This is a genomic window from Mucilaginibacter pankratovii (genome assembly GCF_014773265.1).
Taxonomy (GTDB): Bacteria; Bacteroidota; Bacteroidia; order Sphingobacteriales; family Sphingobacteriaceae; genus Mucilaginibacter; species Mucilaginibacter pankratovii.
The window spans coordinates 235,887-262,415 of the sequence record NZ_JACWMY010000010.1 but is presented as its reverse complement, the minus strand read 5'-3'; the positions used below and the strand labels follow the sequence as shown (position 1 = coordinate 262,415).

The following is a 26,529-nucleotide window of genomic DNA, read 5'->3' as shown; positions in this document are numbered from 1 at the left end:
AAAAACTCAAGGTTTTGCAATGGTTTTTGAATTTATATTCCGCAAAAATGCCCCGCAAGTATTGATCTTGCGGGGACATGGGCGTAAATAGGTTTAGATAAATTACGTATATCAAGCTTTGGTTTAAAGAAGATTAAACTTCTGCATCAGTTGGGTAACGTTTTGCCTTTGGAAGCCAACAAAGTTGCTCAAAGCATAACTATCCCTGTCTTTTAGCATATCATCAGCCACGGCGGCATCTACCCAAAAGGAGCCATCTGGTTGGTCGTGTCTTTTAGGCCCGTCTATCCAGTCATTTCCCCACGAATTGCAGCAGAGCAAGCCCTTGCGGTCCGCAGCATCATCAACAGCAACAAAACACATGCAATGAGACCAGGTGCCATACGGCGCGGCAAAACCTTCGGCATCACGCTGGTTCCTAAACCCTCTGTTTGATGCCACTACCACCGGGTATCCATTTGCTATGGCGTCCCTCGCTTCTTCATACGAAGTAACCAGGGCGTAATTTTGTACGGGGTGTAAACGTGCTATAGGTTCTAAAAAGTCGGGCACCCCTTGCTGCCCCCAGTTTTTAGCTCTTGGGCCCGAGTATGCCGACAGGTCTACCGTATCGTAAACCTGCCTAAGCAATATGCCAAACTGTTTTATCCATTGTGCGGCCCAGATGCCGGTACTGCCATCGTGCGAAAGGATGCTCCTTGGCACACCATTGTTGGCTATTTCTACCCTTGATCCGCCGTATATGGGTTCGGTAGCTGTATCGGTTATAAATTCCTGCGTATCATCAAACGATTTTTGCATGGCCATCAAAACGTTTACGCCCAAAGCGAAACCAAAAGAAACACAATCGCCGATAGCCTGCATCCAAACCGGGAAACTGGTGCCTGTAACCTGCTCATATATCTTGTGCAATAAAATAACTTTGCCTGCCCCGTCCCCGGCTATATCATTATAAAATGAAACTGCCTGGATGTCGAAGCTTTCCTGGGCCATCAGTGCGCTTGCCGGATCATCTATCCAGCCGCATAATTTTTCAAAATCGTTTGTCATTGTTTTAGTTTTAGGTTGTTTATTGTAAATGGAAATGAGTATAATAAACTTATGGCTACCTATTTGGGCGATAGCGAAGTTATTACCCGAAGATACTGTGTGTATTTGAAAACAAACACCGTAAATAGCCCGGAGCGGGGTGGGTATTTTTCCCGCATCACTAAAATTAAAAGAGTAGGGGGAAGTTAAAATTCAGGTGTTAGCTTTCAGCTTGCGAAGCCTTCGCGCAACACCTTGCAACACAGCGCGGTAAAATAGCGCACGGTAAACCGAAACCCTTTTTGAAAAAAAAAATCTTTGGGTAAAAGAAGGGCTGGAACTCTAAGCTTCGGCCTGAATTGAACTCAGCTCCAAAAACTCACTTATCGTCCCAAAAGCTAAGCCTCTTTGCTTAAAGCTGATGATCAACTCTTCCATGCGCCGCAGCATGGCCGCCCCGCTGTTTTTACTCACATAGCCGGGGAAGCCGAATTTGGCTTTATCGTTAAGATCGGTGAACTCCCAGGGATGATAGTACAGGTTAAGGTATTTATCAGCCCGGTAGGTTTTGTGGCACAGGTATTTATAAAACCACATGGGGAAGTTATGCAAGGCCAGCCAAAAGAGGGGCAACCTCAGTTTCGGGCTTACCGATGCAGGCAATTGCAGCACGCCACTTTGCCAAAACATGGTGCGCGAAACCTTAAGGTTATTATACCGCCCCGGCAGGAATGTGGGGTTAATAGAGCTATTGTACAGGTAACCGGCTTTGTGGATCTCGGCCTCGTCAACCGGCATCATGCGGGCCATACGGTAGCCGGTTACGGGCTGGCCGGTGATGCCTTCCAATACCAGTTTGGAGCTAAGCAAATGCGCAGGCTCAAATTCTGAATGATAATATCCGTGCGAGGCAACTTCGTGCCCATCAGCTACCATCCTTTTAATAAGCTGAGGCCTGGCAAGCGCGAAGGTGGCGGTGCAAAAAAACGTGGCTTTTACCTGCTGCTTTTGCAGCATGGCCAGTATAACTTCGGTACCCGCGGTTGATATGGCTATCTGCTCGTCGAAAGAAATGGTTTTGCCGTATTCAAGCGGCATATCAAATTCCTCTATATCAAAACTCAACAAGATCATGCTGCTGTTGTCTTATGCTACTGCTTTCTACCACGTAATTTGGCCTTAACTTGGTTTGCAGGAATATTTTGCCCACGTAAATACCAATAATACCCATGATGATGAGCTGCAGGCCGCCTAAAAAGAATACAGACATTAAAATAGATGCCCACCCGGCAGATGCGTAACCTACCACTGCGTGCCCCATATAATAGCAATACAGCACATAAGGCAAACAAATAGCGGTTAAGGTAGAAAAGCCAAAACCCAGGTAAACCGCAAAATAAAGCGGGCGGATACTGAACGAGGTGATCCCCTGGAAAGCAAAGCGTACCATTTTAATAAACGAATACTTACTCTCGCCAGAGTGGCGCGGATCGGCCACGTAATTGATACCGTATTGCGAAAAGCCCAGCCATTTGATAATGCCGCGTAAAAAAGGGTCTATCTCTTTAAATTGCAACAGGGCATCGGCAACCTTCCGGTCGATGAGCCTGAAATCGGCGGTGCCGGGTTCCATATTTATTTCGGACAAACGGTTGGCCAGCGCATAAAACATATTGGATGTAGTACGCTTAAACAACGATGTTTCAGCGGCAGATTTTCGCCTGCTGTATACAATATCGTAACCTTCTTCCCATTTGTTTAAAAACGCGGGGATCAGTTCCGGCGGGTGCTGCAGGTCGCCATCCATACAAATAACGCAATGGCCGTCGGCATAGTCCAGGCCTGCTTTTAAAGCATTTTGGTGCCCAAAATTGCGGCTCAGTTTTATATAATGGATGTGGCCGTCCTGGCTGTTCAGGGTTTTTAACAGGTTGGCGGTCTCGTCCTTGCTTCCGTCGTCCACAAAAATAAATTCGTAGTCGTAAGGCTGGGCGGCAAAAACCTTGCGCAGGCCTTGTATAAGTATAGGTAAATTTTGTTCTTCGTTAAATGCAGGTACAACAACCGATACCTTTTTCTGGAGGCTGTTCACTGTTTTTGTTCGATGGTTAGGGGCTATCATATATTTAATTGGTAGGGGCAATAGTTTGTGCGGGCTCGGTAACCCGTATAATTTGATGTGCAGGCTTTTTCGCCAGCATTTCGGTTATTACTGCAAGCCATACCAGCAGGCATGGTAACGCTTTTAGCGCGTACGGCAGCATAAAATTACTTTTGATGTAAGCCGGGAAAATATCGGTACGGAACAAGCTGCCAACATAAATGGCGAACACAAAAAGTGCTATCTGCCCCTTTGTGAAAGGCCTTGGTGCTGATATAAACCAGATCGCTATCCCCACAAAGGCAATTATGTAAGTACACTGTTCGGAACCGGTGCTAAACAACACTACAAATAACAGGCAAGAGGACAGCATCAGCAATCTTGGCCGTATGCCCTCGGCCATATAATTTTTAAGGCTGGATAGGCCAAACAGCGCAAGCCCGGCTAACAGTACGGGGAGTATATTTATGGGGTGGCCAATAATGCGGCGCATCATCCCCATTACAGATATATCCTGATTAGGGTTGTTCATGGCTAAGTTTTCAACGTTTTTACTTACCAGCGAGTGGTACCAATCCAGGTAAGAGTGGGCGATGAACTGCGGTGAAAAGAATACCATTGGCAATACAAAAAGTACCGCTGCCCAAACCGCAAGGCCTAAAACAAATTGCTTTTTTTGTTTGGATAGCAGGAAGAAAACGATCCCGATAACGCCGTAAAGCTTAATAAATAACCCAAGCATAATAAACAGCGCCGCCCAAAAATCCTTTTTCTTATCAACCAGTACCCAGGTGATGATCAACAAGCCCGCAATGGCGCCATTGGTTTGATACTCTTTTAGAGAGAATATAAGCTCCTGCGTACAGATAATGCAGATAATGTTTTTTTGAAGATTACTTAGCGGCAACTGCCTGATGGCAAGGAAAAGAAAAACGGCATTGCAAACCTGCCAAAGATAAACACCCAATTGCCCTTTTATAACGGCAAAGGGGGCTATTATAACGCAAAATATAGGTCCGTAATGGTTGCTGTCAAAATAATATTGCGGGTATTGGGCGTATAAATTTTGCCTCATGGAGGCATTGAAATAAGTATACTTGAAAATAAGGTAATTATTGATTGACCCGTAACCGAGATTTTTGAAAGTATAAAGGACGGCGATGAATATCCAGGCCGATAGGATGATGTACTTATTACTCAGAAGTTTAATAAACAGGTTGGGTTGCCCTATGTTGGCCATCGGTTTTTTTGTTACTGATCATCAGTACGGTGATTGCCGGCCCAATGTAACAGCGGTGTAAACAATAGTTTTTAATTAATTAGTGGGATAAATATAGTTCATTTTTTGAAATTGTATTGAAAATGTTACAAAAAATTGCCTGATTTTCGGGGGAGTTAAATCTTGCTAAACGCCCGTTAAATCCGGCGCGGAAATTTTGCTGAACAGTTTTTGAGCAAGTGTTTTTTGTGCGATAGCAAAGGGATTTTTATCTTTTGCGTACAATGCTTTTCTTTGACCGATAAAACTTAAATAATTTGGCGAAGGATATTTTCGGGCAAGCCTTGTGGGGGCATTTCAAAACAACCAAGCCCGCCAAGCTTTTCATCAACAACAAGTACGGCCCTAAAGAGGAGATGCCGCTGGATGTCTATTTCCGCGGGGAAGAGGATATGCCCGACCTCGAGCTGCTTGCATTAAGTAAATGCCGTGGCCGGGTGCTGGATATTGGCGCCGGGGCAGGCAGCCATGCTTTGGTATTGCAGCACAGAGGAGTTGATGTTACCGCGATGGATATATCTGGCAGGGCAGTGGATATTATGCTGGAACGCGGCGTTAAGCAGGCGTTTGAGCAGGATATATACGCTTACGGCGGCGAAAAATACGACACCCTGTTATTGTTGATGAATGGCATCGGGCTTACCGGGAATATTCAACAATTACGTGTATTTTTACAGCATACCAAAAAGCTCCTTAAACCGGGCGGCCAATTATTATTCGATTCATCTGATATTGCTTATTTGTACGAAGGCGATCTGCCTGCCGGTAATTATTACGGCGAGCTATGGTACCAATATGCCTACAAAGGGCAAAAGACCGACTGGTTCCAGTGGTTGTATATTGATGCGGACACCCTGATACAGGTAGCTGCCGAAGAAAACTGGGCGATAGATATACTGGATGAAGATGATATGGATGGATATTTGGCAAGGCTGATGGTAATAGAGTAAATCGATTAAAAAAATCTACAGAATGACAACCTTAATAATAATTTACGTTTTAGGATATCTTTTGATCTTCTTGATATCTGTTCTAATCACAAGATGGATATTTAGGATCGATACGCTTATTAACTATCAAAAGATGCAATATCAGATACTCAGACAAATAGCTGATAAATTGGGTGTTGAAGAACATTTGATAAAGGAAATTGATACAGGGAACGTTCAACAAAAAAGTGCGCCTATGGTACCGAGTCAAAAACTAATGGATGACGATTCGGTATAAATCTTCAATTACGATGAAAACTTTCTACAAAACCTTACAAACCCTCTGCCTGCTTTTATTAACCGCAGGCACTTTATCCGCACAAACTAAACTACCCACCTGGGCATTCGGCCCCTTTGTGCGGCCTGCGGGAGTGAACCCGCTTATCAGCCCCGATACCACCACCCGTTTTAACGACCCAATGTATAAGCGCAGCGTTGACTGGGAAAGCAACGACACCTTTAACCCGGCGGCCACCATCAAAAACGGTAAGATCTATATTTTGTACCGTGCCGAAGATAAATCGGGCACCGGGATAGGGGGAAGGACCTCGCGCATCGGGCTGGCGGAAAGCACTAATGGCACCACCGTGAAACGTTCGCCTGTACCCATGCTGTATCCATCCAACGATAGCCAGAAAGCATTTGAGTGGACCGGCGGCTGCGAAGACCCGCGTGTTGCCATGACAGCTAATGGAACCTACGTAGTTTTCTACACCCAGTGGAACCACGATCTGCCACGCCTGGGTGTTGCAACCTCTAAAGACCTAAAGACATGGGTAAAGCACGGCCCGATATTTCAAAAAGCCTACAACGGTAAATTCCATAAAATAGCCAGCAAGTCGGCTTCCATTATTACCAAACTGGTAAATGGCAAGCAGGTGATCGCCAAGATAAACGGTAAATACTGGATGTATTGGGGCGAAACCGGCGTGTACGCCGCCACCTCAACCGACCTGGTGAACTGGAAACCCTTAATTAATAAAGACAGCACGCTGAATGCCCTGATATCCCCGCGCCGCAATTATTTCGACAGCGACCTCACCGAATGCGGTCCGCCGGCCATCATCACACCAAAAGGCATCGTGCTTTTATACAACGGCAAAAATAACCCAACTTATGGCGATAAAAACTACACCGCCAACTCTTACTGCGGCGGGCAGGTAATGTTCTCTGCTGCAGACCCCACCAGGGCCATCAGCCGATTAGATAAGCCTTTCTTTGTACCGCAGGAGCCGTTTGAAAAAAGCGGGCAATACCCGGCAGGTACCGTATTTATGGAAGGGCTTGTTTATTTTAAAAGCAAATGGTTTTTATATTACGGCTGTGCCGATTCGCGGGTAGGGGTGGCTATTTACACGCCGGGGAAGTAATAGATGTGCAGATTTCAAATGTGCAAATTTCAGATTAGGACGTACATAGGCATCACAAGTGGCCATGATATATTACATCAGGGACAAAATTCATTCTTCATCCGCACATCTGAAATTTGAAACCTAACATTTTGTTTCTGTAACTTTTTTGCGGGGATACAATAAACATTTGAATTTGTTTGGAAAATAAATTAATTCATATATATTTACCACCGAATTATACCCCTAATTGTACCAGATTTAGTGAAAAGGTTTTTTGCGATACTGTTATTAAGTGTACACCTGTTTTATACAGGAGGGTATGGCCTATTCTTCCAATATTTCATCCACCGGTCTGAAGTGCAGATGGTAAAGCAGATCTACGAAAATAAAGTAGATGCTACACAGCTTATCCAGATAAAACTGCCAATGCATAACCCGCAAATGCAGGACTGGCCCGACTACGAACACGTACAGGGGCAAATTCAGTTAAAGGATAATTATTACAACTACGTTGGCGTAAAAATGACCAAGGATACCATGTACCTGGTTTGTATTGCCAACAGCGTAAAAACCCGGCTGGTAAGTGCCAACCTTATTGTAGCCAAAGATGTAAGCGATGTACCGCTGAGCAAAAAAGGAGCGGATGCGCAGGTGAAGAAATCCGCCGCCGGTATCGAATATAATAACCCCGTTGTTCATTACAACTTTGTTACCTTCTCCCAAACTTTGAAAGGACATGAGAACCCTATATCTGCAAAGTTAACCAATCCGTACATCGAATCCCCGGGCAAACCGCCCAACTTCAGCGCATAACAAAATATATTTGATTTTGTATCCCTTACATTTTTTACTGTGCCTCAACATTGGGGGATAGTTAATTCATCTTGCATTTCGCCGTGTTGGTACCCGGTAAAAAATGTAAAGGATATATGTTGATACCTGTGCTTATTTAAGCCTGGTTGTGCTGAATTTTTATCTTAATTAATTTTACCCTAACTCCATTTTATGAAATATCTTTTACAATATACTTACAGGTATTGTGCTGGTATTATTGCTTTTGTTGCTCTGTCACAAACCGTTTGTGCGCAAACAGAAAGCGATGCTATCATGATCCCGAAAAACTATTTATGCATCGCCGGCATGTACGCCCACAACAACTGGGACCACTACTGGGAAGGTACCCTTAAGCGCGAAAACCTGAACCTTGGTACCATCAGCAGCAATATTTACAACGTTGGGGCTGTTTACGGGCTTAGCAACCGCATTAACGTTTCGGCATTTATGCCATACATTCAAACCAAAGCCAGCGCAGGTACGCTGCGTGGCCAGCGCGGTTTCCAGGATATCAACCTGGCCGTTAAATGGATGGCCGTGCGCGAACAAATTGGCAGGGGCTTGCTTAGCTTTCATGCTATAGCCTCCGGTTCTATCCCCGTAGGTAATTACCAGGGCGATTATTTGCCTTTCGCGCTGGGCAGCCGCAGCAAAAGCATTGCTATACGCGGTTTGGTGAATTACCAGATAGGCAGGTTCTTCGTAGCCGGTGCCGGCCAGTACATCCGCAAGGATAACATCACCATTGACCGCGACGCTTACTACACTACAGAAATGCACTACACCAACCAGGTAGCATTGCCAAACGCTACCAACTTTTTAGTGAGCGCGGGCTTCCGCAGCCTGTTGCTTAACGTAGAAGCAATTGCAACCAAATACACCACATTGGGTGGTTTTGATATCACCCGTAATAACATGCCTTTCCCAAGTAACCGCATGAATGCCACCGCTGTAGGCGGTTTAGTAAAATACATGCCACAAACATTAAAAGGGCTTGAGTTTACATTAGGCAGCAACTATGTGGTAGCCGGCCGTAATGTTGGCCAAAACCTGCAGGTTATGGGTGGTGTAGATTATGTTTTTTCGGTTAAAAAAGAAAAGAAATAAGTAGGAGAGAATTATCATGAAAAAAAATATACTATATATATCAGCAGTATTAGCGGTGGCGCTCTTCGCATCGTCATGCAAAAAAGATATTACCGAGCGTAACCAGGACCTGCCAGCATTAGCACCAGCCAATATCGACCTGAATGCTGATACCTGGGTGCCGATCTTAACAGGTGCATCAAGTTTTACAGTAGCTACACCGGAGGCCATCACCACGCCAAACTACCTGGCCGACCTGAACGAAATTAAAAGCTACCAAAAGAACCTCACCAGCGAACAAAAAGATATTATTAAATACTGGAGCGCAGGCTCTGTATTACGCTGGAACGAGATATTGCGCGAACTGGTTGCCAAACACAACCTGCCGCCATACCAAAACGACGACGGAAGCTACCCTTTCCCAAGCGCTGCAAACCCATTGGCTTATCCGCAATTTCCGTTCTCAAACCCTCCGTATGCTGCCCGTGCTTATGCCTATATAAGCGCCGCACAATACGATGCGTTGGTACAGGCCTGGAAGTTTAAAAAATCTTTCAACCGTGCTGCACCTTACAAAAACGATGTGAATGTACAGGCGCTGGTTCCTAAATCCGATCTCCCGTCTTACCCAAGCGAAGATGCTACCGTTGCCGGTGTTACCGCGCAAATGATGGTGTTATTATTCCCGGGCGATTTGGATTTTATCCAGAAAAAGGTTGCCGAAGAGAAATTGTATCGCTTAATGGCAGGTGCCAACACCCGGTCGGACTGGGATGCCGGCGAAAACCTGGGCAAACAGGTTGCCAACGTGTTTTTAGCACGTGCGCGTACAGATAAAGCCGGTGCCGCCATTGGTACCCAGGCCGATTGGACCAAATTTGAAACAGATGCCAAAGCTGCCGGTAACACTCCATGGATCAGCCTTGAATTGCCGCACCGCCCGCCGATGCTGCCTTTGTTCCCTAAAGTTACGCCTATACTGTTACCGGCCGCTGCTGTAGCTACAGTTCGCCCTGCCGCACCTTACAAAGAAGGTACAGCAGAGTATGAAAAAGATTTGAAAGAAGTAATGGCCATGAGTAATGATCATAGCCGCGACCACGAGCGCATCGTTGCTTTTTGGGCAGATGGCGTAGGAACCGCAACGCCTCCGGGTCACTGGAATTCCATTGCTGCTGAAGAGTTTGTAAAACACAACTGGAGCGAGGTACGCTGGGCACGCAATTTTGCATTGCTGAACATGGCGCAAATGGACGCCGCCATTGTATGCTGGGACACGAAGTATTTTTACTTTAACCCGCGCCCAACGCAAATGGTAGCCGGGATAAAAACGTTGACAGGTATACCAAACTTCCCGTCGTATATCTCGGGCCACGCTACTTTTAGCGGTGCCGCAGCAACAGTTTTAGGTTATTTAGTGCCGGAACGTGCTACGGAATTCATGGCAATGGCAAATGAAGCCGGCATGTCGAGGTTGTACGGTGGCATTCACTACCGCAACGATTGTACCGTTGGTTTAGCAACCGGCGTTAAAGTTGGCGAGTATGCTGTTAACAGAGGCAAAACCGACGGAGCAAACTAAAAACGACAGAAAGAGAATTATTTGCTGATGAGAACCGAACAAAAACTGCACTATATATTACGCATCGCTATAGCAATGTGTTTTATTGGGCATGGTGTTTTTGGTGTAATTACCAAAGAGATCTGGTGCAATTATTTTGCGGTGTTTGGTATTGGTAAGGTAACAGCCTATTCGCTGATGCCCTGGGTTGGCGCTTTCGATATTTTAATGGGTGTAATTATGCTGGTTTATCCGGTACGCGCCATTGCCTTATGGCTGGTAGTGTGGGGTACGTTTACGGCATTTTTAAGGCCCATGTCGGGCGAGCCTTTTGCAGAAGTGATAGAGCGTGCCGGTAATTTTGGCGCGCCATTGGCTTTGCTCATCCTATCGGGCGGTATAAAAAACTGGAAACAATTATTTGTGCCGATAGACCCATCGGCGCAGATAAGCGCAAAAACAATGGAAACTGTAAGTCATTGTTTAAAGGTGGTGGTTTTTTTACTGCTGATGGGGCATGGCTGGCTAAACGTTATCGAAAAGAAAGGACTGTTAAACCAGTACGCTTCGCTTGGATTTTCATATCCGGGTAAGGTTGCCGTAATGGTTGGCGTTTTCGAGATAGCCGCCGCGCTTATGGTACTCATCAAACCTGTTAGAAATATATTGCTTGTGTTGTTCATCTGGAAAATTTCTACCGAATTGTTTTATCCGCATTACGAAGTTTTTGAATGGATAGAACGCGGCGGAAGTTACGGGGCGATATTGGCATTATGGTTCGCGCATAAAGAAACATCACCTGGTTTTAGCGTATCCTCTCTGCAAAAATTTAATAAACAAGAACCTACTAACCAATTATAAACTTCCTGTAAAATACCGGGGGTTACTGCCGGCCTTTGTTGGCCGGCAGTATAATAACATTTACCGTTTTTCACGCAAAAATCTACAATGAAATTTATCCTTAAATTCCTTTCGGGGGTAGTTGTGCTCTGTTTTTATTATGCGCGGTGCTATTGGATAAACCTTAGTGTATCATTCAAATTATAATCTTAATAAACATTTACTAATTTTTAAAAGCCCCACATTATCATGAGAATCCTTCTAAAATTCGCGGCTGCGATCGCCGTCTTCTTATTCCTAACTAAAACTAATGTAAACGCGCAGGGTTGCGTGGCCATCCGCAGTACCGGCGGTTTATGCAACATGGACGAACATCCGGATAGCACCAACTCGGGTGGCGTATGGTTGTTTAACAGCAACAGCCGCTACTACCGCTCGTACAAACACTTTGTAGGCTCCGAAGAGCAAAAACAACGTATTGCGCTGGGCACAAACGTAATAAACCACTCTTACGCGCAGGATCTTACGCTTACCCGCATATTTAACAACCGCTGGTCGTTTGCGTTAGATATCCCAATGCTGGCCAATAGCCGCTCATCGTTGTACGAGCATGGTGGCAAAGAACGTCGTTATACGCATTCATTCGGCGTGGGCGATATCACCCTGAAAGCTTATGCATGGTTGTTAAACCCCGCTAAAGCCAAAAAAGGCAACATACAGGCGGGCCTGGGTATAAAACTGCCTACAGGTTCGTACACCTACCAGGATTATTTTTACAACACTGGTACAGGCGGTGCTAAAACGCTTGGCCCGGTAGATCAGTCTATCCAGTTAGGCGATGGCGGTACCGGCATTACAACCGAGATCAACACCTACTACAACTTTTCGCATAAATTTGGCTTATACGGTAGCTTTTACTACCTCATCAGCCCGCGCGAGCTGAACGGCGTGTCGTCTGCCCGCGGCGGTACACCAAGTGCCAAAGCAGTAGCCAACGGCAGCGATATCATGAGCGTACCCGATCAGTTAATGGTACGCGCAGGTGCAAACTATGGTGCAGGTAAATTTAACTTCTCTGCCGGTATCCGTTACGAGTGCCTTCCGGTTAAAGATCTGGTTGGCGGCAGCAATGGTTTCCGCAGACCGGGTTATATTACTTCTATAGAGCCGGGCGTAACTTACCGCATCAGCAAATTCTCTATCTACACCTTTGTACCTGTAGCTATTGTACGTAACCGCACCCAAAGTGTGCCTGATAAAATTTCTACGCAGTTAACCGGTGTAAACAGCCATGGTGATGCTGCATTTGCAGATTACGCCGTAAACCTTGGCGTATCGTTTAAATTATAAAAATTTCTAATACGTGTTTAATTAAAGTGGTTAAAAGCCGGGCGTAGTGACCCCGGCTTTTTTTGTTTTACAGGTACCAAATTGCGAATTACGAAATTCATGTCCCTTAAATGTCTTATTGTGTATTATTGATGAAAATTGTGCCAACTCTTTAATAGTTTTACAACATGAAACGTGCCGAACAAAACTTTACAGCCTTAAGGCTTATTTTACCTCCCGCGCCAAAACCGCTTGGAGTGTACAAACCTTGTTTAATTGATGGAAAGTACCTGTACGTATCCGGCCATGGAACGGTTAAAAGCGATGGCAGCCTGATCATTGGTCGTATTGGCCAGGATATGACAGCCGAAGAAGGCAAGCTTGCCGCAAGGCAGGTTGGTTTAGCTATTTTGGCTACCATAAAAGCCCACGTAGGCAGTTTAAATAAAGTTAAACGTGTAATAAAAGTGCTGGGTATGGTTAACTGCACGCCCGATTTTGAAAAACATCCCTTTGTAATTAATGGTGCAAGCGAGTTGTTTGCCGCTGTTTGGGGCGAGGACGACGGTATTGGTGTACGCAGTGCCGTAGGCATGGGTTCGTTGCCGGATAATATCCCGGTGGAGATAGAGGCTTTATTTGAACTTGATCTGTAAATAACCGCCTGCGGAATATGTGGTATACTATCAAGGATGTTGATCAACTGGATACGCCTGCGTTAGTGGTGTATCCCGATAGGGTGAAATACAATATCGACCTGGTGAAAACCATGGTGGATGATGTTGCCCGCCTTCGCCCGCACGTAAAAACCCATAAAAGCCCCGATATTACCAGGCTGATGCTGCACGCCTGCATCGGTAAATTTAAATGCGCTACCATTGCCGAGGCCGAAATGCTTGGCATGTACAAAGCACCCGATGTGTTGCTGGCCTATCAGCCCAACGCGCCAAAGCTGGCGAGGTTTATCCGCCTGATAAAAACGTATCCCGATACCGCTTTTTCCTGCCTGGTGGATAATGTTGGTACCGCAAATACTATTGCCGAAGCGGCTCTGAGCGAAGACTTGGTGATTCCCGTTTTTATCGACCTGAATATCGGCATGAACCGCACGGGTATTATCCCTGCAGATGCTTTGGAATTGTACCAGGCCTGCGCAGAAATAGCGGGCATTACCATAAAGGGCCTCCACGCGTACGACGGTCATATCCATGATGCTGATTACGGGGTAAGGCGGCAGCGATCCGATGAATCGATTGAACCCGTGCTGGAGCTGGCATCGGCTATATACGATGAGGGCTATCCCGCGCCGGTTGTTATAGCAGGTGGTTCGCCAACTTTCCCAATCATCGCCCAAAGGGAGACGATAGAATGCAGCCCCGGTACGTTTGCCTATTGGGACAGAGGGTACGAACTGGCTTTTGAGGAGCAGCCCTTCCAAACGGCGGCTTTGATTGTTGCACGGGTTATTTCCCTGCCCAATGAAACGAAGGTATGCATTGATGTAGGGCATAAATCCGTATCGGCAGAGAATGAACTGAGCAAGCGAATTTACTTCCTCAACGCGCCCGAACTGTTGTTTAAAGGCCAAAGCGAAGAACATTTAGTAGCCGATGCAGGACCTAATCACCATTATAAAATAGGCGATATTTTATACGGGCTCCCTTATCATATTTGCCCTACCGTAGCTTTATATGAGCGCGCAATAACCGTTGAAAACCAACAAATTACCGGAGAGTGGTTGAATGTGGCGAGGGATAGAAAGATAACGATATAAATAGTTTTCATCATAAAAAATCGGTGTAATCTCTCTTTAATCTGTGTAATCAAGAAAATAATATGTTTATTATCGACGCCCACCTCGACCTCAGCATGAACGCGCTGGAATGGAACCGCGACCTTACGCAGCCCATTGCAGCCATCAACGCCCGCGAGGCCGGGTTAACTGATAAGCCGGATAGAGGCCTTGGCGTAGTTTCGTTACCCGAACTGCGCAAAGGTAACATTGGGTTGGTTGTGGCTACGCAAATAGGCCGCTACGTGGCACCGGATAATCATTTGCCTGGCTGGCATTCTCCGCAGCAGGCATGGGCGCAAACCCAGGGGCAGCTGGCCTGGTATAATGCCATGGAAGATGCCGGGGGAATGGTGCAAATAAACGACTTGGCTTCGCTGGAAAATCATTTACAATTATGGGCGGATGGAGAAGATAAGCTTAACAAGCCGGTAGGCTATATTTTAAGTTTAGAGGGTGCCGATTCTTTTGTGGATGTGAGTAATTTGGAACGTGCCTACATGAATGGCCTTCGGGCCGTCGGCCCTGCGCATTACGGGCCGGGCAGGTATGCCAATGGTACGGATGCAACCGGCAAAATGGGCGCTAACGGACTGGAGCTATTAAAAGAAATGGAGCGCCTGAATGTTATTTTAGATGCCACCCACCTTTGTGATGATGCCTTTTGGCAGGCTTTGGATAATTTTAACGGCCATGTTTGGGCAAGCCACAACAACTGCCGTGCACTGGTAGACCATAACCGGCAATACAGCGATGAAATGATAAAAGCGCTCGTAGACAGAGGCGCCGTAATAGGCGCTGCATTGGATGCCTGGATGATGGTACCGGGATGGGTGAGGGGCCGGTCTACCCCTAAAGGGATGAATTGCAATATGGAGGTAATGGTTAACCATATCGACCATATTTGCCAGCTGGCCGGTAACGCCCTGCATGTGGGTATGGGTACGGACCTGGATGGCGCTTTTGGTAAAGAGCAATGTCCGTATGATCTGGAAACCATTGCCGATCTGCAAAAGGTGCCCGAACTATTAAAGAAACGAGGCTACACCGATACCGATATAGATAATATGATGCACGGCAACTGGCTCCGGTTTTTAAGGAATGCGTGGAAGTAGAGGGATAATATGAACGAAGAACAAGAACGTTTAAAGGTTACAGGCTGGAAAAAATGGGGCCCTTACGTAAGCGACCGCCAATGGGGAACCGTGCGTGAAGATTACAGCGCCAATGGCGATGCATGGGCGTCCACCACACATGATATGGCCCGCAGCAAAGCTTACCGCTGGGGCGAAGAAGGCATTGCGGGCATCAGCGATAAACAGCAATACCTGTGCTTTGCCATTGCCCTTTGGAACAAGAAAGACCCAATCCTGAAGGAACGGTATTTTGGCCTTAGCAACAGTGAGGGTAACCACGGAGAGGATGTTAAGGAACTGTATTACTACCTTGATAATACGCCCACGCATTCGTACATGAAAATGCTGTACAAATATCCGCAGCAGGAGTTTCCGTATATAGCATTACTGCAAGAGAATAAACGCCGCGGACGCGCCGATGGCGAATTTGAACTGATAGATACCGGCATCTTCAAAAACGACGAATACTTCGACGTTTTTGTAGAATACGCCAAGCAGGATCAGGACGATATCTGCATCAAAATAACCATTCATAACCGCAGCAATACCGAAGCAAGCCTAAATGTGCTGCCAACTTTATGGTTCCGTAATACCTGGACGTTGGGGTACGACCATGATGTGCCCTCGCTCTCAGCAATATCAGCCAATCGCCTCAAAATAAACCACCACGAATTAGGCGAGCTTTATCTGGCTGCCGAAGGTAATCCCGACTTGCTTTTTTGTGGCAACGAAACCAACACCAAGCGCTTTAATAATTTTGACGACGGCAAGCGTTTTTACAAAGATGGTATTAACGACCATATCATCCACGGTGCCGAAACGGTAAACCCTGACAAGATTGGCACCAAGGCCGCCGCGAATTACGACATCAGCATTGCTGCAAAAGGAAGTTATACAATCAAACTTAGATTGTCTGATAAACAGGAAAACGGCTTTGCCAATTTTGACGACGTGTTTGCAAATCGCAAGGCGGAAGCTGATGAGTTCTACGAAAAACTTCAGTCGGATAATAACGCCGACAAGGCCATGATACAGCGCCAGGCTTTTGCCGGCATGTTGTGGAACAAGCAATTCTATTATTACGATATCCACCAATGGTTAAAAGGTGATCCGGCGCAGCCCGTACCGCCGGCGCAACGCCTCAACGGGCGCAATAGCAAATGGCCGCAGTTTAATAACCGCGGCGATATTATCTCCATGCCCGATAAATGGGAGTTCCCCTGGTTTGCCTCCTGGGATCTGGCTTTTCATTGCATCCCGCTGGCAAGCGTGGATATGGCCTTTGCCAAAAGGCAACTTACCTTATTGGTGAAGGATTGGTACATGCATCCAAACGGTCAGTTACCGGCTTACGAATGGGATTTTAGCGATGCCAACCCGCCCGTGCATGCCATGGCCACCTGGAAGATCTATTTGCTGGATAAGGCAAACAACAACGGCACCGGCGATACCTATTTTTTAGAACGCATCTTTCATAAGCTGATGATGAACTTTACCTGGTGGGTAAACCGCAAGGACGAAGCAGGCAACAATATTTTTGAGGGCGGATTCCTTGGACTGGATAACATCGGCGTGTTCGACCGCAACACACGGTTTGGCGATGGTACCCATTTGGAACAAGTAGATGGTACCAGTTGGATGGCCATGTATTCGCTTAACCTGTTGCGTATTGCCACGGAGCTTGCAGCTACCAATAAGGCTTACGAGGATATCGCCTCTAAATTCTTCGAACATTTTATTTATATCGCCGGGGCGATGTCGACCCTGGGGACGGACAACACAGGTCTTTGGGACGAAGCCGACGGCTTTTTCTACGACCAGCTTCGCCTGCCAAACGGCTATGCCGAAAAGATGCGGGTACGCAGTATGGTTGGCCTGATCCCGCTGTTTGCTGCCGAGGTACTGGATGATAACGCCATCGTGAATAATCCTATTTTTCGTAAGCGCATGGATTGGTTCACCGCCAACCGGCCCGACCTGGCTTCGCTGGTGTCGCGCTGGGACGAGGTGAGGGCGGGGGGCACGCACCTCATCAGCCTGCTGCGGGGCTACCGCATGAAAAGCCTGCTGCGCTACATGCTGGATGAGAAAGAGTTTTTAAGCGAATATGGCGTTCGCTCGTTGTCTAAATATCATCTCGAACATCCCTACAGCATCAACCTCTATGGTAATAATTTCAGCATTAAATATATCCCTGCCGAAAGCGATAGCGGCCTTTTTGGCGGCAACAGTAACTGGCGCGGTCCGGTGTGGATGCCCATGAATTACCTCATCATCGAAAGCCTGAACACCTACCACCAATACTACGGCGACGATTTTAAGGTAGAATGCCCAACCGGCAGCGGCAATATGATGAACCTGAAAGAAGTAGCCAACGAGATCTATAGTCGCGTATCGCGCATTTTTCTGAAGGACGGGCAAGGCAGGCGCGCCGTATTCGGTAATAACGAAAAACTACAAACCGACCCCGAGTTTAACAGCCACATCCTCTATTACGAATACTTTGACGGCGATAACGGCAGCGGCAAAGGCGCCTCCCACCAAACCGGCTGGACTGGGCTGATAGCGAATTGTTTGTATCATTGAGGAGGGGATTGAATAGTTTAGTTTGTAAAACGAATAGGTACATTTATGTTTCTCGGTGAGAACTGACGGTGGAGTATGAAAATCAATTTTAAATCGATATTCGGGATAAAGGAAGCTGCCACAAAGATTTCACCTGAAATTCAAGAGCAACTCAAATATGACGAAGGCGTAGATTTTTACTACACAAATCTAATCAACGCCATAATTCTTTTTTCGTTAACATCAAGCGAGTTGGACAAATTAGCCGGCCCTGCATTTGATCCGCTTTTTGAGCTCGAATCAGAAATAGATGCTGCGTTTACGCCAGTTTGCTTTGAAACTGTATTTCGGAATAATGCAATAGATGACTCTTTGAAACCAGAATTATTGGCTTTTAAGCAAGCTACAGATGATATCCCGGACAATATTTGGGATTGGGACTGTATAGAAAGCGACCCAACCTGGAAGATTATTAGACAAAAAGCCAATGAATTATTGGATAAATTAGGTATACAAGACAGAACCTATAACGAAGATTATATCACTGTATACGATGGTGAAGGTAATATTTTAAAAAAGGGGAAAAGAGTTTACCGTTGAGGTCTCCCACTAAACCGACTGGACAGAGTTGATTGCGAATTGTTTGCATCATTGAATTTAGTCGCTTTCAAATATATATACCGCTTTCTTTTTCTTTTTGGAATAAGCAATGCCATAAGTTCCTTCATACCCATAATTATAAAAGAATCCTACTGAACTTGCGATTGCCTTTATTTCATTCCAATCGGCTTTTTCAGATTCATCCGCTTCGATATAATCATTTTCTGGCGTATGATTGTCGCCAATAGCCGGAGAAACAAACCGGTTCTCGTCAAAAAAATGTGCCATACGGGCGTTTATGGTGTCTATCTTTTGTTTGGTATTTAAAACATCTTCCATATCGCCCAACAGATCTGTCGCGGTAAATGCCTCCTTGTTGAGTTGCCTTCCGTCATGGCCGGTTATCTCGAAGACGACAGTACCCGTAAGTATCCCTTTGCCATACAGTGTAATATTAAATTTATCCTTTTCAACCGTATCCGAAAAAAACCGGTCGGCAGTATAATTTAATAGCATGTGAATGGTATCTAAAACGTCGGTGTTTCTTGTTGTATCGATAACGCGGGCAGGGGCAGGGCTCACATGCATAACTGCTGTAGTGTCCGACTTTACAGCCGCTGGTTTATTGTTCCCGCAAGCAGCCATGAACAGAGCGAATAGTATTATAAGATTAGGTATTTTCATTTGGTAGTAATGATGCCTGCTGTTTGGTTGTGATTAGGGTTAAATTGATTAGGGTAAAGCTACCAATATTACAGCTACGATTTACTAATGCAATAAATCAAACAGCCCCCTGATAAAAAACAGCCCGATAAATGATCCTTTTTATTAGGTTTGTTTATCCCCACATTTTCGTTTAATTATGAGAAAACTCCTCACCTCAATTATCCTTGCTTCTTTAACATTCTCAATATTCTGCATCCCTGCCTTCGCCCAAATCAAAAACTTCAATAGGGAAGGCAAACAGATAACCCGCTTTAGCACTCTGGGCGATGCGGTGGATGCGCATGATGGTGAGATCGCTTATTTCGACGGTACGTATTACCTGTACGGCACCAGTTACGATTGTGGTTTTCAGTGGGGGAATAAAACGGCGCCCTTCTGCGGGTTTAAAAGTTATTCCTCAAAAGATATGGTGAACTGGACGGACGAGGGATTCCTGTTCGATGCCAAAACACCCGTTTGGCAGTCGCGCTGCGATGGTAAAACTTATGGCTGCTTTCGCCCGCATGTGGTCTACAATGCAAAAACAAAACTGTACGTGCTTTGGATAAACGTTTACGATAATGTGGTGGGGTACCGTGTGTTCACCAGCAAAACGCCTGTTGGCCCTTTTAACGAAGTTGCTGAACCACACCTCGCCGTAAACAGCGATATGCCCGCAGCAGGCTTAAACAACGGCGACCATGATACATTTATAGATGACGACGGCACGGCATACCTGGCCTATACCGACTGGCGCACCAAAGGTACCATCGTGATAGAGAAACTAAGCGCCGACTATTTAACCGGCACAGGTGAAGTTGTAAAACGCGTCACCGAAGGCGAAACCGAAGCGCCCGGCTTATTTAAACGCAAAGGTATTTACTACGTGGTTTATTCCGACCCGAATTGCGGGTATTGTTCGGGCACGGGTACATCTTACCGTACTGCGAAGTCGCCATTGGGCCCCTGGTCTAAACCCACGAAGATCAGCGATAATTCCTGCGGCGGGCAGCCCTCGTTTGTATCAACCCTTAAAGTAAACAAGGAAACCATCTATCTCTACGGCAGCGACCTGTGGAACAACGCCGCCAAAAACGAAGCGCTGGCTAATTTTTACTGGGCGCCGCTTGCTTTTAATGAAGACGGTTCTATCAAGCCCTTACAATGCGCTGTGGAATATAGCATGCCTACAGCCAAACCCGGCGTTAAGCCTGGTCGATCCCTGGATGATATTTGGGATTTGAAATGCGATATAGGCGGACAAGTGCAGCGGTCGCAAACATTTAAAGTTTTGCGTTCAACATTATTGAGTAAGTTCAGTATCACAGTGTTTCAAAATAACACGCCCAATGCACCGTTGGTGATTGACATATATAAAGCAGGTGCCAATCATTTAGCCACAGGCAAAGCCCTGGCATCTAAAAGTATCCCGGTTGAGGAAGTGGGCTGGTCGGCAAGGAATATTTTTATTAGACCGAATATCCGGGTAGCAAAAGGGCAGGAGTATGTCATTGTCTTGAAGTCAGCATCTACAGCGGGTTGTTACGGGGTTGCTCATGCAAAGGTAAAAACACATTCAGTCTCTGCATCAATAAGTACCGATGGTGGTGTTACATTTATGTCATCCGAACAGGGAGGAGAGCTGAAATACCAGATACTTATTAAGTAGTTTGTTCAGAAAAAAATGCGCTAAGGATAGGAGCGGATACCGGCCATGTGGCTAAGGCCCGTGTAGTATGAGCGTATAGCCTGGCCCGCAGGGAGCGCCATGAATGTTAACTTACTATGTGGCTAAACCCCTCCCCGCATCTGCGCTCATTTCCTGCACACCCCTCCCCAGGGAGGGAATGGGAATCTTATTTTTCTGTAACCACTCTCTATTAACCATTCACCAAAACGCCTATTGCGTTAAAAAGACACAATAATATTTTTTTATTCGATTTTATTGATTTAGATTTACTTACCAAGTAAACAAACACTAAATTATAATGAATAATAACAGGCGTAATTTCTTAAAAACGGCCGGTACACTGGCCATTGGCGGCGTGGCTTTATCGGGCAAGGCGGCTTCTCTTTTAAACTTTAAAGGCAAACATGCGGTTGGGATACAGCTGTTCACCTTTTTTAACGTAATGGATGCCGACGTAAAGGGTACGCTAAGCAAAGTTTCGGCAGCGGGGTATAAAGAGATAGAATCGGCCTTCAGTAAAAAAGGGGGGTACTACGGTTTAAAACCTAAAGAGTTTAAAGCGATGGTGAACGGCGAGGGACTCGCATGGAAAAGCCACCACGTACTGGGTGCGCCTTTTAAACTGCCTCCGGGCGCAAAAATGCCTGCCGGGCCAGATGGCAAACCGATAGTAATACCACCAATGGCCAACCTGCGCGATAATATGCAGCAACTGGTTGACGAAGCTGCCGAGGGTGGCGTAAAATACCTGGTTTGCGCCAGCACGCCCATCACCTCATTAGAAGAAATTAAGCTCTCGATAGATACATTAAACAAAAGCGCCGAACTGGCCAAAAAAGCAGGCCTGCAATTCTGCTACCACAACCACGATGCAGAGTTCCGCGCGGTCGAAGGCAAAATACCTTACGACCTGTTTTTGGCTGAAACCGACCCGAAGAATTTAAAGTTTGAGCTCGACCTGGCATGGTCTATAAAAGGTGGTAAAGACCCGGTGGAGATGTTTAAACAACACCCCGGCCGTTTCCCGCTTTGGCATGTGAAGGACCTGGATGCAGCACGCGAAACCGTTTTACCGGTAGGCAGCGGCACCATCGACTTTAAACCCATTTTTGCTGCTGCAAAAACCGCCGGTATGGAACACTTTTTTGTGGAGCACGATATGCCGAAAGACCCGTTTGCCAGCATGGTAAGCAGCATTGGCTATATCAATAAAAATCTGATCGCTTAAGCAGCTTCACCTAATCCTCTCCAAAGGAGAGGACTTGAAAAATATTTAGAACCCTCTCCTTTGGAGAGGGCTGGGTGAGGCCTCGATTTTCCACAAACCTTATTGTAAGTACGTCTGCACAAATTCATCGTTGCCGATGGCGCTTACAATAAGGCTTATTATATTTTTGGCAGGGGAGTGGTCGTCTATTGATGATGCGAATTCTTCCAGCCCATCCAGGTAGGCAACTGCCTGCTGCTCGTCGTCAAATAACAACACGGTATCGCCGTTGATCTCTATATCTGTACCATTAAGCGGTTGCGGAATGCCGTATTGATTTAGCAGGTCCTGTGATACGTTATCCGGGCCTCCCGGGATGTTAATTTTTAGCATAGTATTATATTTTAGCCTTCGGAATTTCTACTATAAACCCACCAAAACGGATCATTTGCCTGTTATTGCTTTGTACCGACAGGCTCGCATAGCCGTTAGACGAAACGTTCAGGATCATTTGAGCGGTGTTTTTGGTGTCCTTAGGTTTTATATAAACCATATAACTGCCGTTTGTTTTTTCTTCGAGGTTATAATCGAATTTGGTAGAAGTAAATTGAATCCCCGATTCGGATGGATTATTATATCCCGCGTTAAAAAAAACCACGCCAAAGTAGGGTAAATAAGATACAAGGGTATCCTGCCCAACCTTTACATCGTAATCGCTGGTGAGGTACTGTTGCGTACCGCCCATGGGGTACATAAACTGCGCTTTAAACAGGTAGTTTTTAGATTGCATCAATTGCTTTATCTCGGCTTCTTTTGCTGCTTTTTTGTCGGCTTTTTTATTTTGTGCCAGCCCGGGCTGTATGGCGGAAACCGCTATAATAAAGGTGAAGATGATTTTTACTAAAGTTTTCATTGTTAATGTATTATGGTATAAATATAACGCTTGTTTGATGTATAACAGTATAGTTATCAATAAGTTTAAATGCTAAAAGCGTCTGTATTGGTTTAGGCTTTTTTAGCGCTATTTGGTTTAATCCCACCGGCCCGTAAACCTTCTGCCTGTTTGTTATCTTTTTCATGTTCTTGTGTTTTTACAGGTAGGATGCAGTGGGAGGGGAGATTCCATAAAGTGCAGGCAAAATAATTCAGGGCAACAAAAAGCCACCCCTTTGGAGGATGGCTTTGTGTAGTGGTTAGGACTCACTCCGGATGCGCTATCGCTGTCCGACCCTCTCTATCTACGGTAAAGAGGGTGCGGAGTTTTTTCTTAACCCTCTTTGCGAAGCAGAGAGGGTCGACCAGCGTAGCGTAGTCGGGGTGAGTAAATAGCCCTGCGTACGTTGCGTTATTAAATCAAACTCACGCTCCTGTTCACAAATTCTGTCAACTCAGCACCTGTTAACAAACCTTGCGAAAGCAGGGCCAGGTCAAACGCCTGTTTGGCCAATTGTGCCTGTGCATCGGTATTCTCATCAGCCAATATTTTGGAGATGAGTTTGTGGTTACCGTTTACAATTACGTTGTAGTTATCGGGCATACTGCCGTAAAAGCTCATACCACCGCCCATGGCAGCCATATCTTTCATACGGCGCATAAACTCGTCCATGGTAACGGTTACCGGCAACTCGTCCGGACTAAGGCTTTCCAGCTTCACTTTGTAAGCAGGCTTGTTGATGGCCTTATCAAAGATCTCTTTGATCTTGGTTGATTGCTCTTCGGTTAATACCGATTCCGGGTTCTCATCCTTTTTGATCAGTTTATCAGCAACATCAGCGTCCACACGTTTTAATTGTGTTTTTTCTAATTTCTGCTCCAGCTGACTAATGAAATGGGTATCTATCGGCGAGTTCATCACCATAACATCATACCCCTTTTTAGTGGCCGACTGGATGAACGCATCCTGTTTCTCCGGATCGTTGGTGTAGATGTAAACCAGTTGCCCGTCTTTATCGGTCTGGGTAGGCTCAACCTTGTCTTTATATTCGGCAAGGGTGAAGTTTTCTTTTTGGGTGTTGGTAACCAAAACGAAATCCTTTGCCTTATCGTAAAACTTGTCTTCGCTGATCATACCGTATTTCACAAACAGGCCAATATCGCCCCATTTTTCTTCGAAACCTTTACGGTCGCTTTTAAACAGGTCTGCTAATTTATCAGCTACTTTTTTGGTGATATAGGTATTGATCTTTTTAACGGCACTATCGGCTTGCAGGAAGCTGCGCGATACGTTCAGCGGGATATCCGGTGAATCGATAACGCCGTGCAGCAGCATCAAAAACTCAGGAACGATGTCCTTCACCTCATCGGTAATGAACACCTGGCGACTGAACAATTTGATCTTATTCTTAGTGATCTCGAAATCGTTCTTCAGCTTCGGGAAGTACAATACACCGGTAAGGTTGAACGGGTAATCCACATTCAGGTGGATCCAGAACAAGGGGTCTTCGCTGTACGGGTAAAGCTCTTTGTAGAATTTCAGGTAATCTTCGTCCTTCAGTTCGCTTGGCGATTTTGTCCAGATAGGAGTGGTATCGTTGATGATGTTATCCGTTTCAACCGATACGTATTTTGGTTTGCCTTCTTCGTCCTCGCCGTCTTCTTCTTCCTGTGTAGTTGTGCCAAATTTGATTGGTACAGGCAGGAATTTAGCGTATTTGTCCAGAATTCCCTGTAGTTTTTGCTTATCCAGGAATTCTTCGCTTTCGGCATTGATATGCAGGGTGATTTCGGTACCGCGTTCTACAAGACTGCCTTCGCTTATTTCAAACTCGGTGCTGCCGTCGCAGGTCCAGCGGGCGGGTTCTGCGCCTTCCTGGTAGCTTAGGGTTTCAATATCCACACGGTCGGCCACCATAAATGCCGAATAAAAACCAAGCCCAAAACGGCCGATGATCTCGTTGGCATCTTTTGCTTCCTTAAATTTCTCCACAAATTCGGTAGCGCCCGAGAAAGCGATCTGGTTAATGTATTTTTTTATTTCTTCGGCCGTCATCCCCAAACCGTTATCAGATATGGTGATGGTCTTTTTGTCTGCATCAAAAGCTACTTCCACACGCAGGTTGCCAAGCTCGCCGTTGTACTGCCCTAATGACGCTAAACGCTTAATTTTTTGCGTCGCATCCACGGCGTTAGAAACCAGCTCGCGCAGAAATATCTCGTTATCAGAGTATAAAAACTTTTTAATGATAGGGAAAATGTTTTCGGTGTGTATCGAAATAGATCCTTTTTCTTGCATTGTTTTATGGTTTTAGAATTATCGTATAGTTTACAATAGGGGTTTAACAAGGGCCGTTCCAAAGTGGGTAGGAGTGACGAATTGGCAGGGATACGGATGTGCATATTTTAGATGTGCACATGGTTTTTATTTAGTATGTTTAGGCATCTTATCACAATAATCGATACAAAAGCACAACGCATGTTTTATTTTAAGAAAGTTTACATCAACGATTTATCAAAAACCGAAGTAGAAAGACTGTTGAGGAAAGCATCGTTAAAGCGGGTAGATTCTTTGGATCTGATTTCGGCAAGTACAGATGTAGGCACTGATAAATTGTTTTTGGGCTTTATAGGAAAATCTGCGTTGTTATTTACCAGGCTTCACACCTCTTTGGAAAGGTTTTTGCCCAAACTTATTATCAAATTACCATTGGATACCGATGAATGTTACTATCAGTTACGGCTTAAAAGCCTATCCGCAATAGTCTGTTTTGTACTTGCATTGCTTTTGATGCTTTCGCTGTTTCAAACTGTAACAGGCGAAATTAATGTCGACGGTTTCTTTACAGTGTTGCTGATTTGTATCGTATACTTTGGGTTGATTCTTTTAGAGGTAAAAATTACATCCAGCCGAATAAACAAGGCGCTTAGCCAATTACTTTCAACAATTCCTCTACAAGTTTCTTAACCCTTTCCTCTGTCTCATGATCCGTTATCACCCCATCCCCATTAACCTTCGACCGTACAAACTGCACCAACAAAGCAGCCTCCGGGATAACCCTGGCAGATAGCGCTCCTAATATCAGCTGCATAGCCGCATGTGCCGCTTCGCCGCCGAGGGAGGCGGTGATAAGGGCAACTGGTTTGTCTACAACGCTGCTGCTGCTTACCATCCAATCCAGCGCGTTTTTAAGCTGCCCGGGTACGCCGTAGGCGTATTCGGGTGTACAGATAATGATGGCATCAGCGCTGGTGATGAGGCTCCTTAATTCTGCAACGGCTTCGGGCGGGTGTTCGTTATCCAGCCCGGGGTCGAAAGGGGGGATAGCGGCGAGGCGGTTGTAGATGAAGTAGTTGATATCGACAGGAATTAACCCGCTGATATGGTTGAGTATCGCATGGTTAGACGAGCCTGAACGCAGGCTGCCGGGGATAGCAAAGATGGATTTCTTACTCATTAATAGTCGATAATAAACCACGTCATTGCGAGGTACGAAGCGA

Annotated in this window: 25 protein-coding genes; 15 read left to right on the top strand and 10 right to left on the bottom strand. The window is 45.7% G+C overall.

What is annotated here, in order from left to right:
• Positions 1-123 precede the first annotated feature (123 nt).
• From IDJ77_RS19610 to IDJ77_RS19595, 4 genes are all read right to left on the bottom strand, one after another.
• Positions 124-1,050, bottom strand: a complete 927-nt coding sequence (locus tag IDJ77_RS19610) for a hypothetical protein (protein WP_191190685.1) — start codon at positions 1,048-1,050, stop codon at positions 124-126.
• A gap of 321 nt (positions 1,051-1,371) precedes the next feature.
• A complete protein-coding gene (locus tag IDJ77_RS19605) occupies positions 1,372-2,163 on the bottom strand; it encodes a polysaccharide deacetylase family protein (RefSeq protein WP_191190684.1) in 792 nt (263 codons plus the stop codon).
• A complete protein-coding gene (locus tag IDJ77_RS19600; RefSeq protein WP_317174361.1) occupies positions 2,144-3,121 on the bottom strand; it encodes a glycosyltransferase family 2 protein in 978 nt (325 codons plus the stop codon). Before IDJ77_RS19600 ends, IDJ77_RS19605 begins: the two co-directional genes overlap by 20 nt.
• A 34-nt stretch (positions 3,122-3,155) precedes the next feature.
• Positions 3,156-4,370, bottom strand: coding sequence for a glycosyltransferase family 87 protein (locus IDJ77_RS19595; protein WP_191190682.1), 1,215 nt, complete (start codon positions 4,368-4,370; stop codon positions 3,156-3,158).
• A gap of 296 nt (positions 4,371-4,666) precedes the next feature.
• On the opposite strand from IDJ77_RS19595, the gene IDJ77_RS19590 reads away from it, so the two are divergent.
• The 12 genes from IDJ77_RS19590 (at position 4,667) to IDJ77_RS19535 (ending at position 18,493) form a co-directional block, all read left to right on the top strand.
• Positions 4,667-5,359: a class I SAM-dependent methyltransferase gene (locus tag IDJ77_RS19590; RefSeq protein ID WP_191190681.1), complete on the top strand. Its 693-nt coding sequence runs from the start codon at positions 4,667-4,669 to the stop codon at positions 5,357-5,359.
• 290 nt (positions 5,360-5,649) lie between these two features.
• A complete protein-coding gene (locus IDJ77_RS19585) occupies positions 5,650-6,768 on the top strand; it encodes a glycoside hydrolase family 130 protein (protein WP_191190680.1) in 1,119 nt (372 codons plus the stop codon).
• A 243-nt stretch (positions 6,769-7,011) separates the two neighbouring features.
• A complete protein-coding gene (locus tag IDJ77_RS19580) occupies positions 7,012-7,563 on the top strand; it encodes a hypothetical protein (RefSeq protein WP_191190679.1) in 552 nt (183 codons plus the stop codon).
• A gap of 192 nt (positions 7,564-7,755) precedes the next feature.
• A complete protein-coding gene (locus IDJ77_RS19575; protein WP_191190678.1) occupies positions 7,756-8,691 on the top strand; it encodes a hypothetical protein in 936 nt (311 codons plus the stop codon).
• Positions 8,692-8,707: 16 nt separating this feature from the next.
• Positions 8,708-10,252 (top strand): phosphatase PAP2 family protein, encoded by a 1,545-nt coding sequence (locus IDJ77_RS19570; RefSeq protein WP_191190677.1) that lies wholly within the window; start codon positions 8,708-8,710, stop codon positions 10,250-10,252.
• Positions 10,253-10,279: 27 nt separating this feature from the next.
• Positions 10,280-11,092: a hypothetical protein gene (locus IDJ77_RS19565; RefSeq protein WP_191190676.1), complete on the top strand. Its 813-nt coding sequence runs from the start codon at positions 10,280-10,282 to the stop codon at positions 11,090-11,092.
• Positions 11,093-11,320: 228 nt separating this feature from the next.
• Positions 11,321-12,421 carry a transporter gene (locus IDJ77_RS19560; protein WP_224751166.1) on the top strand — a complete coding sequence of 367 codons (1,101 nt, stop codon included), beginning with the start codon at positions 11,321-11,323 and terminating at the stop codon, positions 12,419-12,421.
• 167 nt (positions 12,422-12,588) lie between these two features.
• Positions 12,589-13,056 carry a RidA family protein gene (locus IDJ77_RS19555; RefSeq protein ID WP_191190675.1) on the top strand — a complete coding sequence of 156 codons (468 nt, stop codon included), beginning with the start codon at positions 12,589-12,591 and terminating at the stop codon, positions 13,054-13,056.
• 17 nt (positions 13,057-13,073) lie between these two features.
• Positions 13,074-14,174 (top strand): D-TA family PLP-dependent enzyme, encoded by a 1,101-nt coding sequence (locus IDJ77_RS19550; RefSeq protein ID WP_191190674.1) that lies wholly within the window; start codon positions 13,074-13,076, stop codon positions 14,172-14,174.
• 62 nt (positions 14,175-14,236) lie between these two features.
• Positions 14,237-15,307 (top strand): dipeptidase, encoded by a 1,071-nt coding sequence (locus tag IDJ77_RS19545; protein ID WP_191190673.1) that lies wholly within the window; start codon positions 14,237-14,239, stop codon positions 15,305-15,307.
• 9 nt (positions 15,308-15,316) lie between these two features.
• Positions 15,317-17,914, top strand: a complete 2,598-nt coding sequence (locus tag IDJ77_RS19540) for an MGH1-like glycoside hydrolase domain-containing protein (protein WP_191190672.1) — start codon at positions 15,317-15,319, stop codon at positions 17,912-17,914.
• 75 nt (positions 17,915-17,989) lie between these two features.
• Complete coding sequence (locus IDJ77_RS19535; protein ID WP_191190671.1) at positions 17,990-18,493, top strand: hypothetical protein; 504 nt, start codon at positions 17,990-17,992, stop codon at positions 18,491-18,493.
• A gap of 57 nt (positions 18,494-18,550) precedes the next feature.
• On the opposite strand, the gene IDJ77_RS19530 is transcribed toward IDJ77_RS19535, so the two are convergent.
• Entirely contained in the window at positions 18,551-19,177 is a 627-nt protein-coding gene (locus IDJ77_RS19530; protein ID WP_191190670.1) for a hypothetical protein, read from the bottom strand.
• Between the two features lie 178 nt (positions 19,178-19,355).
• Here IDJ77_RS19530 and IDJ77_RS19525 point away from each other — a divergent pair, with 178 nt between their 5' ends.
• Positions 19,356-20,867, top strand: a complete 1,512-nt coding sequence (locus IDJ77_RS19525) for a family 43 glycosylhydrolase (RefSeq protein ID WP_191190669.1) — start codon at positions 19,356-19,358, stop codon at positions 20,865-20,867.
• A 319-nt stretch (positions 20,868-21,186) separates the two neighbouring features.
• A complete protein-coding gene (locus IDJ77_RS19520; RefSeq protein ID WP_191190668.1) occupies positions 21,187-22,116 on the top strand; it encodes a sugar phosphate isomerase/epimerase family protein in 930 nt (309 codons plus the stop codon).
• Positions 22,117-22,215: 99 nt separating this feature from the next.
• Here IDJ77_RS19520 and IDJ77_RS19515 read toward each other — a convergent pair whose 3' ends face one another.
• The 4 genes from IDJ77_RS19515 to htpG all read right to left on the bottom strand — a co-directional run bounded on the left by IDJ77_RS19515 (position 22,216) and on the right by htpG (position 25,327).
• Entirely contained in the window at positions 22,216-22,488 is a 273-nt protein-coding gene (locus IDJ77_RS19515) for a hypothetical protein (protein ID WP_191190667.1), read from the bottom strand.
• Between the two features lie 4 nt (positions 22,489-22,492).
• On the bottom strand, positions 22,493-23,008 hold the full coding sequence (locus IDJ77_RS19510; RefSeq protein ID WP_191190666.1) for a DUF4251 domain-containing protein: 516 nt from the start codon (positions 23,006-23,008) through the stop codon (positions 22,493-22,495).
• Positions 23,009-23,018: 10 nt separating this feature from the next.
• On the bottom strand, positions 23,019-23,174 hold the full coding sequence (locus tag IDJ77_RS19505; protein ID WP_191190665.1) for a hypothetical protein: 156 nt from the start codon (positions 23,172-23,174) through the stop codon (positions 23,019-23,021).
• 269 nt (positions 23,175-23,443) lie between these two features.
• On the bottom strand, positions 23,444-25,327 hold the full coding sequence (gene htpG / locus IDJ77_RS19500) for a molecular chaperone HtpG (protein WP_191190664.1): 1,884 nt from the start codon (positions 25,325-25,327) through the stop codon (positions 23,444-23,446).
• Positions 25,328-25,462: 135 nt separating this feature from the next.
• Between htpG and IDJ77_RS19495 the strand changes: the two genes are divergently transcribed.
• Positions 25,463-25,996, top strand: a complete 534-nt coding sequence (locus IDJ77_RS19495) for a hypothetical protein (RefSeq protein WP_191190663.1) — start codon at positions 25,463-25,465, stop codon at positions 25,994-25,996.
• Here the strand turns inward: IDJ77_RS19495 and IDJ77_RS19490 are convergent.
• A complete protein-coding gene (locus IDJ77_RS19490) occupies positions 25,956-26,486 on the bottom strand; it encodes an NADPH-dependent FMN reductase (protein WP_191190662.1) in 531 nt (176 codons plus the stop codon). The two genes, IDJ77_RS19495 and IDJ77_RS19490, sit on opposite strands and share 41 nt — an antisense overlap.
• Positions 26,487-26,529 lie beyond the last annotated feature (43 nt).

What these genes read in the sequence shown, in the direction of transcription:
- IDJ77_RS19560 (WP_224751166.1), top strand. Translation starts at nt 11,321, where the DNA reads ATGAGAATCCTTCTAAAATTCGCGGCTGCGATCGCCGTCTTCTTATTC.
- IDJ77_RS19550 (WP_191190674.1), top strand. Translation starts at nt 13,074, where the DNA reads ATGTGGTATACTATCAAGGATGTTGATCAACTGGATACGCCTGCGTTA.
- IDJ77_RS19535 (WP_191190671.1), top strand. Translation starts at nt 17,990, where the DNA reads ATGAAAATCAATTTTAAATCGATATTCGGGATAAAGGAAGCTGCCACA.
- IDJ77_RS19610 (WP_191190685.1), bottom strand. Translation starts at nt 1,050, where the DNA reads ATGACAAACGATTTTGAAAAATTATGCGGCTGGATAGATGATCCGGCA.
- IDJ77_RS19565 (WP_191190676.1), top strand. Translation starts at nt 10,280, where the DNA reads ATGAGAACCGAACAAAAACTGCACTATATATTACGCATCGCTATAGCA.
- IDJ77_RS19585 (WP_191190680.1), top strand. Translation starts at nt 5,650, where the DNA reads ATGAAAACTTTCTACAAAACCTTACAAACCCTCTGCCTGCTTTTATTA.
- IDJ77_RS19490 (WP_191190662.1), bottom strand. Translation starts at nt 26,486, where the DNA reads ATGAGTAAGAAATCCATCTTTGCTATCCCCGGCAGCCTGCGTTCAGGC.
- IDJ77_RS19555 (WP_191190675.1), top strand. Translation starts at nt 12,589, where the DNA reads ATGAAACGTGCCGAACAAAACTTTACAGCCTTAAGGCTTATTTTACCT.
- IDJ77_RS19525 (WP_191190669.1), top strand. Translation starts at nt 19,356, where the DNA reads ATGAGAAAACTCCTCACCTCAATTATCCTTGCTTCTTTAACATTCTCA.
- IDJ77_RS19605 (WP_191190684.1), bottom strand. Translation starts at nt 2,163, where the DNA reads ATGATCTTGTTGAGTTTTGATATAGAGGAATTTGATATGCCGCTTGAA.
- IDJ77_RS19520 (WP_191190668.1), top strand. Translation starts at nt 21,187, where the DNA reads ATGAATAATAACAGGCGTAATTTCTTAAAAACGGCCGGTACACTGGCC.
- IDJ77_RS19570 (WP_191190677.1), top strand. Translation starts at nt 8,708, where the DNA reads ATGAAAAAAAATATACTATATATATCAGCAGTATTAGCGGTGGCGCTC.
- IDJ77_RS19515 (WP_191190667.1), bottom strand. Translation starts at nt 22,488, where the DNA reads ATGCTAAAAATTAACATCCCGGGAGGCCCGGATAACGTATCACAGGAC.
- IDJ77_RS19530 (WP_191190670.1), bottom strand. Translation starts at nt 19,177, where the DNA reads ATGAAAATACCTAATCTTATAATACTATTCGCTCTGTTCATGGCTGCT.
- IDJ77_RS19545 (WP_191190673.1), top strand. Translation starts at nt 14,237, where the DNA reads ATGTTTATTATCGACGCCCACCTCGACCTCAGCATGAACGCGCTGGAA.
- IDJ77_RS19495 (WP_191190663.1), top strand. Translation starts at nt 25,463, where the DNA reads ATGTTTAGGCATCTTATCACAATAATCGATACAAAAGCACAACGCATG.
- IDJ77_RS19510 (WP_191190666.1), bottom strand. Translation starts at nt 23,008, where the DNA reads ATGAAAACTTTAGTAAAAATCATCTTCACCTTTATTATAGCGGTTTCC.
- IDJ77_RS19540 (WP_191190672.1), top strand. Translation starts at nt 15,317, where the DNA reads ATGAACGAAGAACAAGAACGTTTAAAGGTTACAGGCTGGAAAAAATGG.
- IDJ77_RS19595 (WP_191190682.1), bottom strand. Translation starts at nt 4,370, where the DNA reads ATGGCCAACATAGGGCAACCCAACCTGTTTATTAAACTTCTGAGTAAT.
- htpG (WP_191190664.1), bottom strand. Translation starts at nt 25,327, where the DNA reads ATGCAAGAAAAAGGATCTATTTCGATACACACCGAAAACATTTTCCCT.
- IDJ77_RS19505 (WP_191190665.1), bottom strand. Translation starts at nt 23,174, where the DNA reads ATGAAAAAGATAACAAACAGGCAGAAGGTTTACGGGCCGGTGGGATTA.
- IDJ77_RS19575 (WP_191190678.1), top strand. Translation starts at nt 7,756, where the DNA reads ATGAAATATCTTTTACAATATACTTACAGGTATTGTGCTGGTATTATT.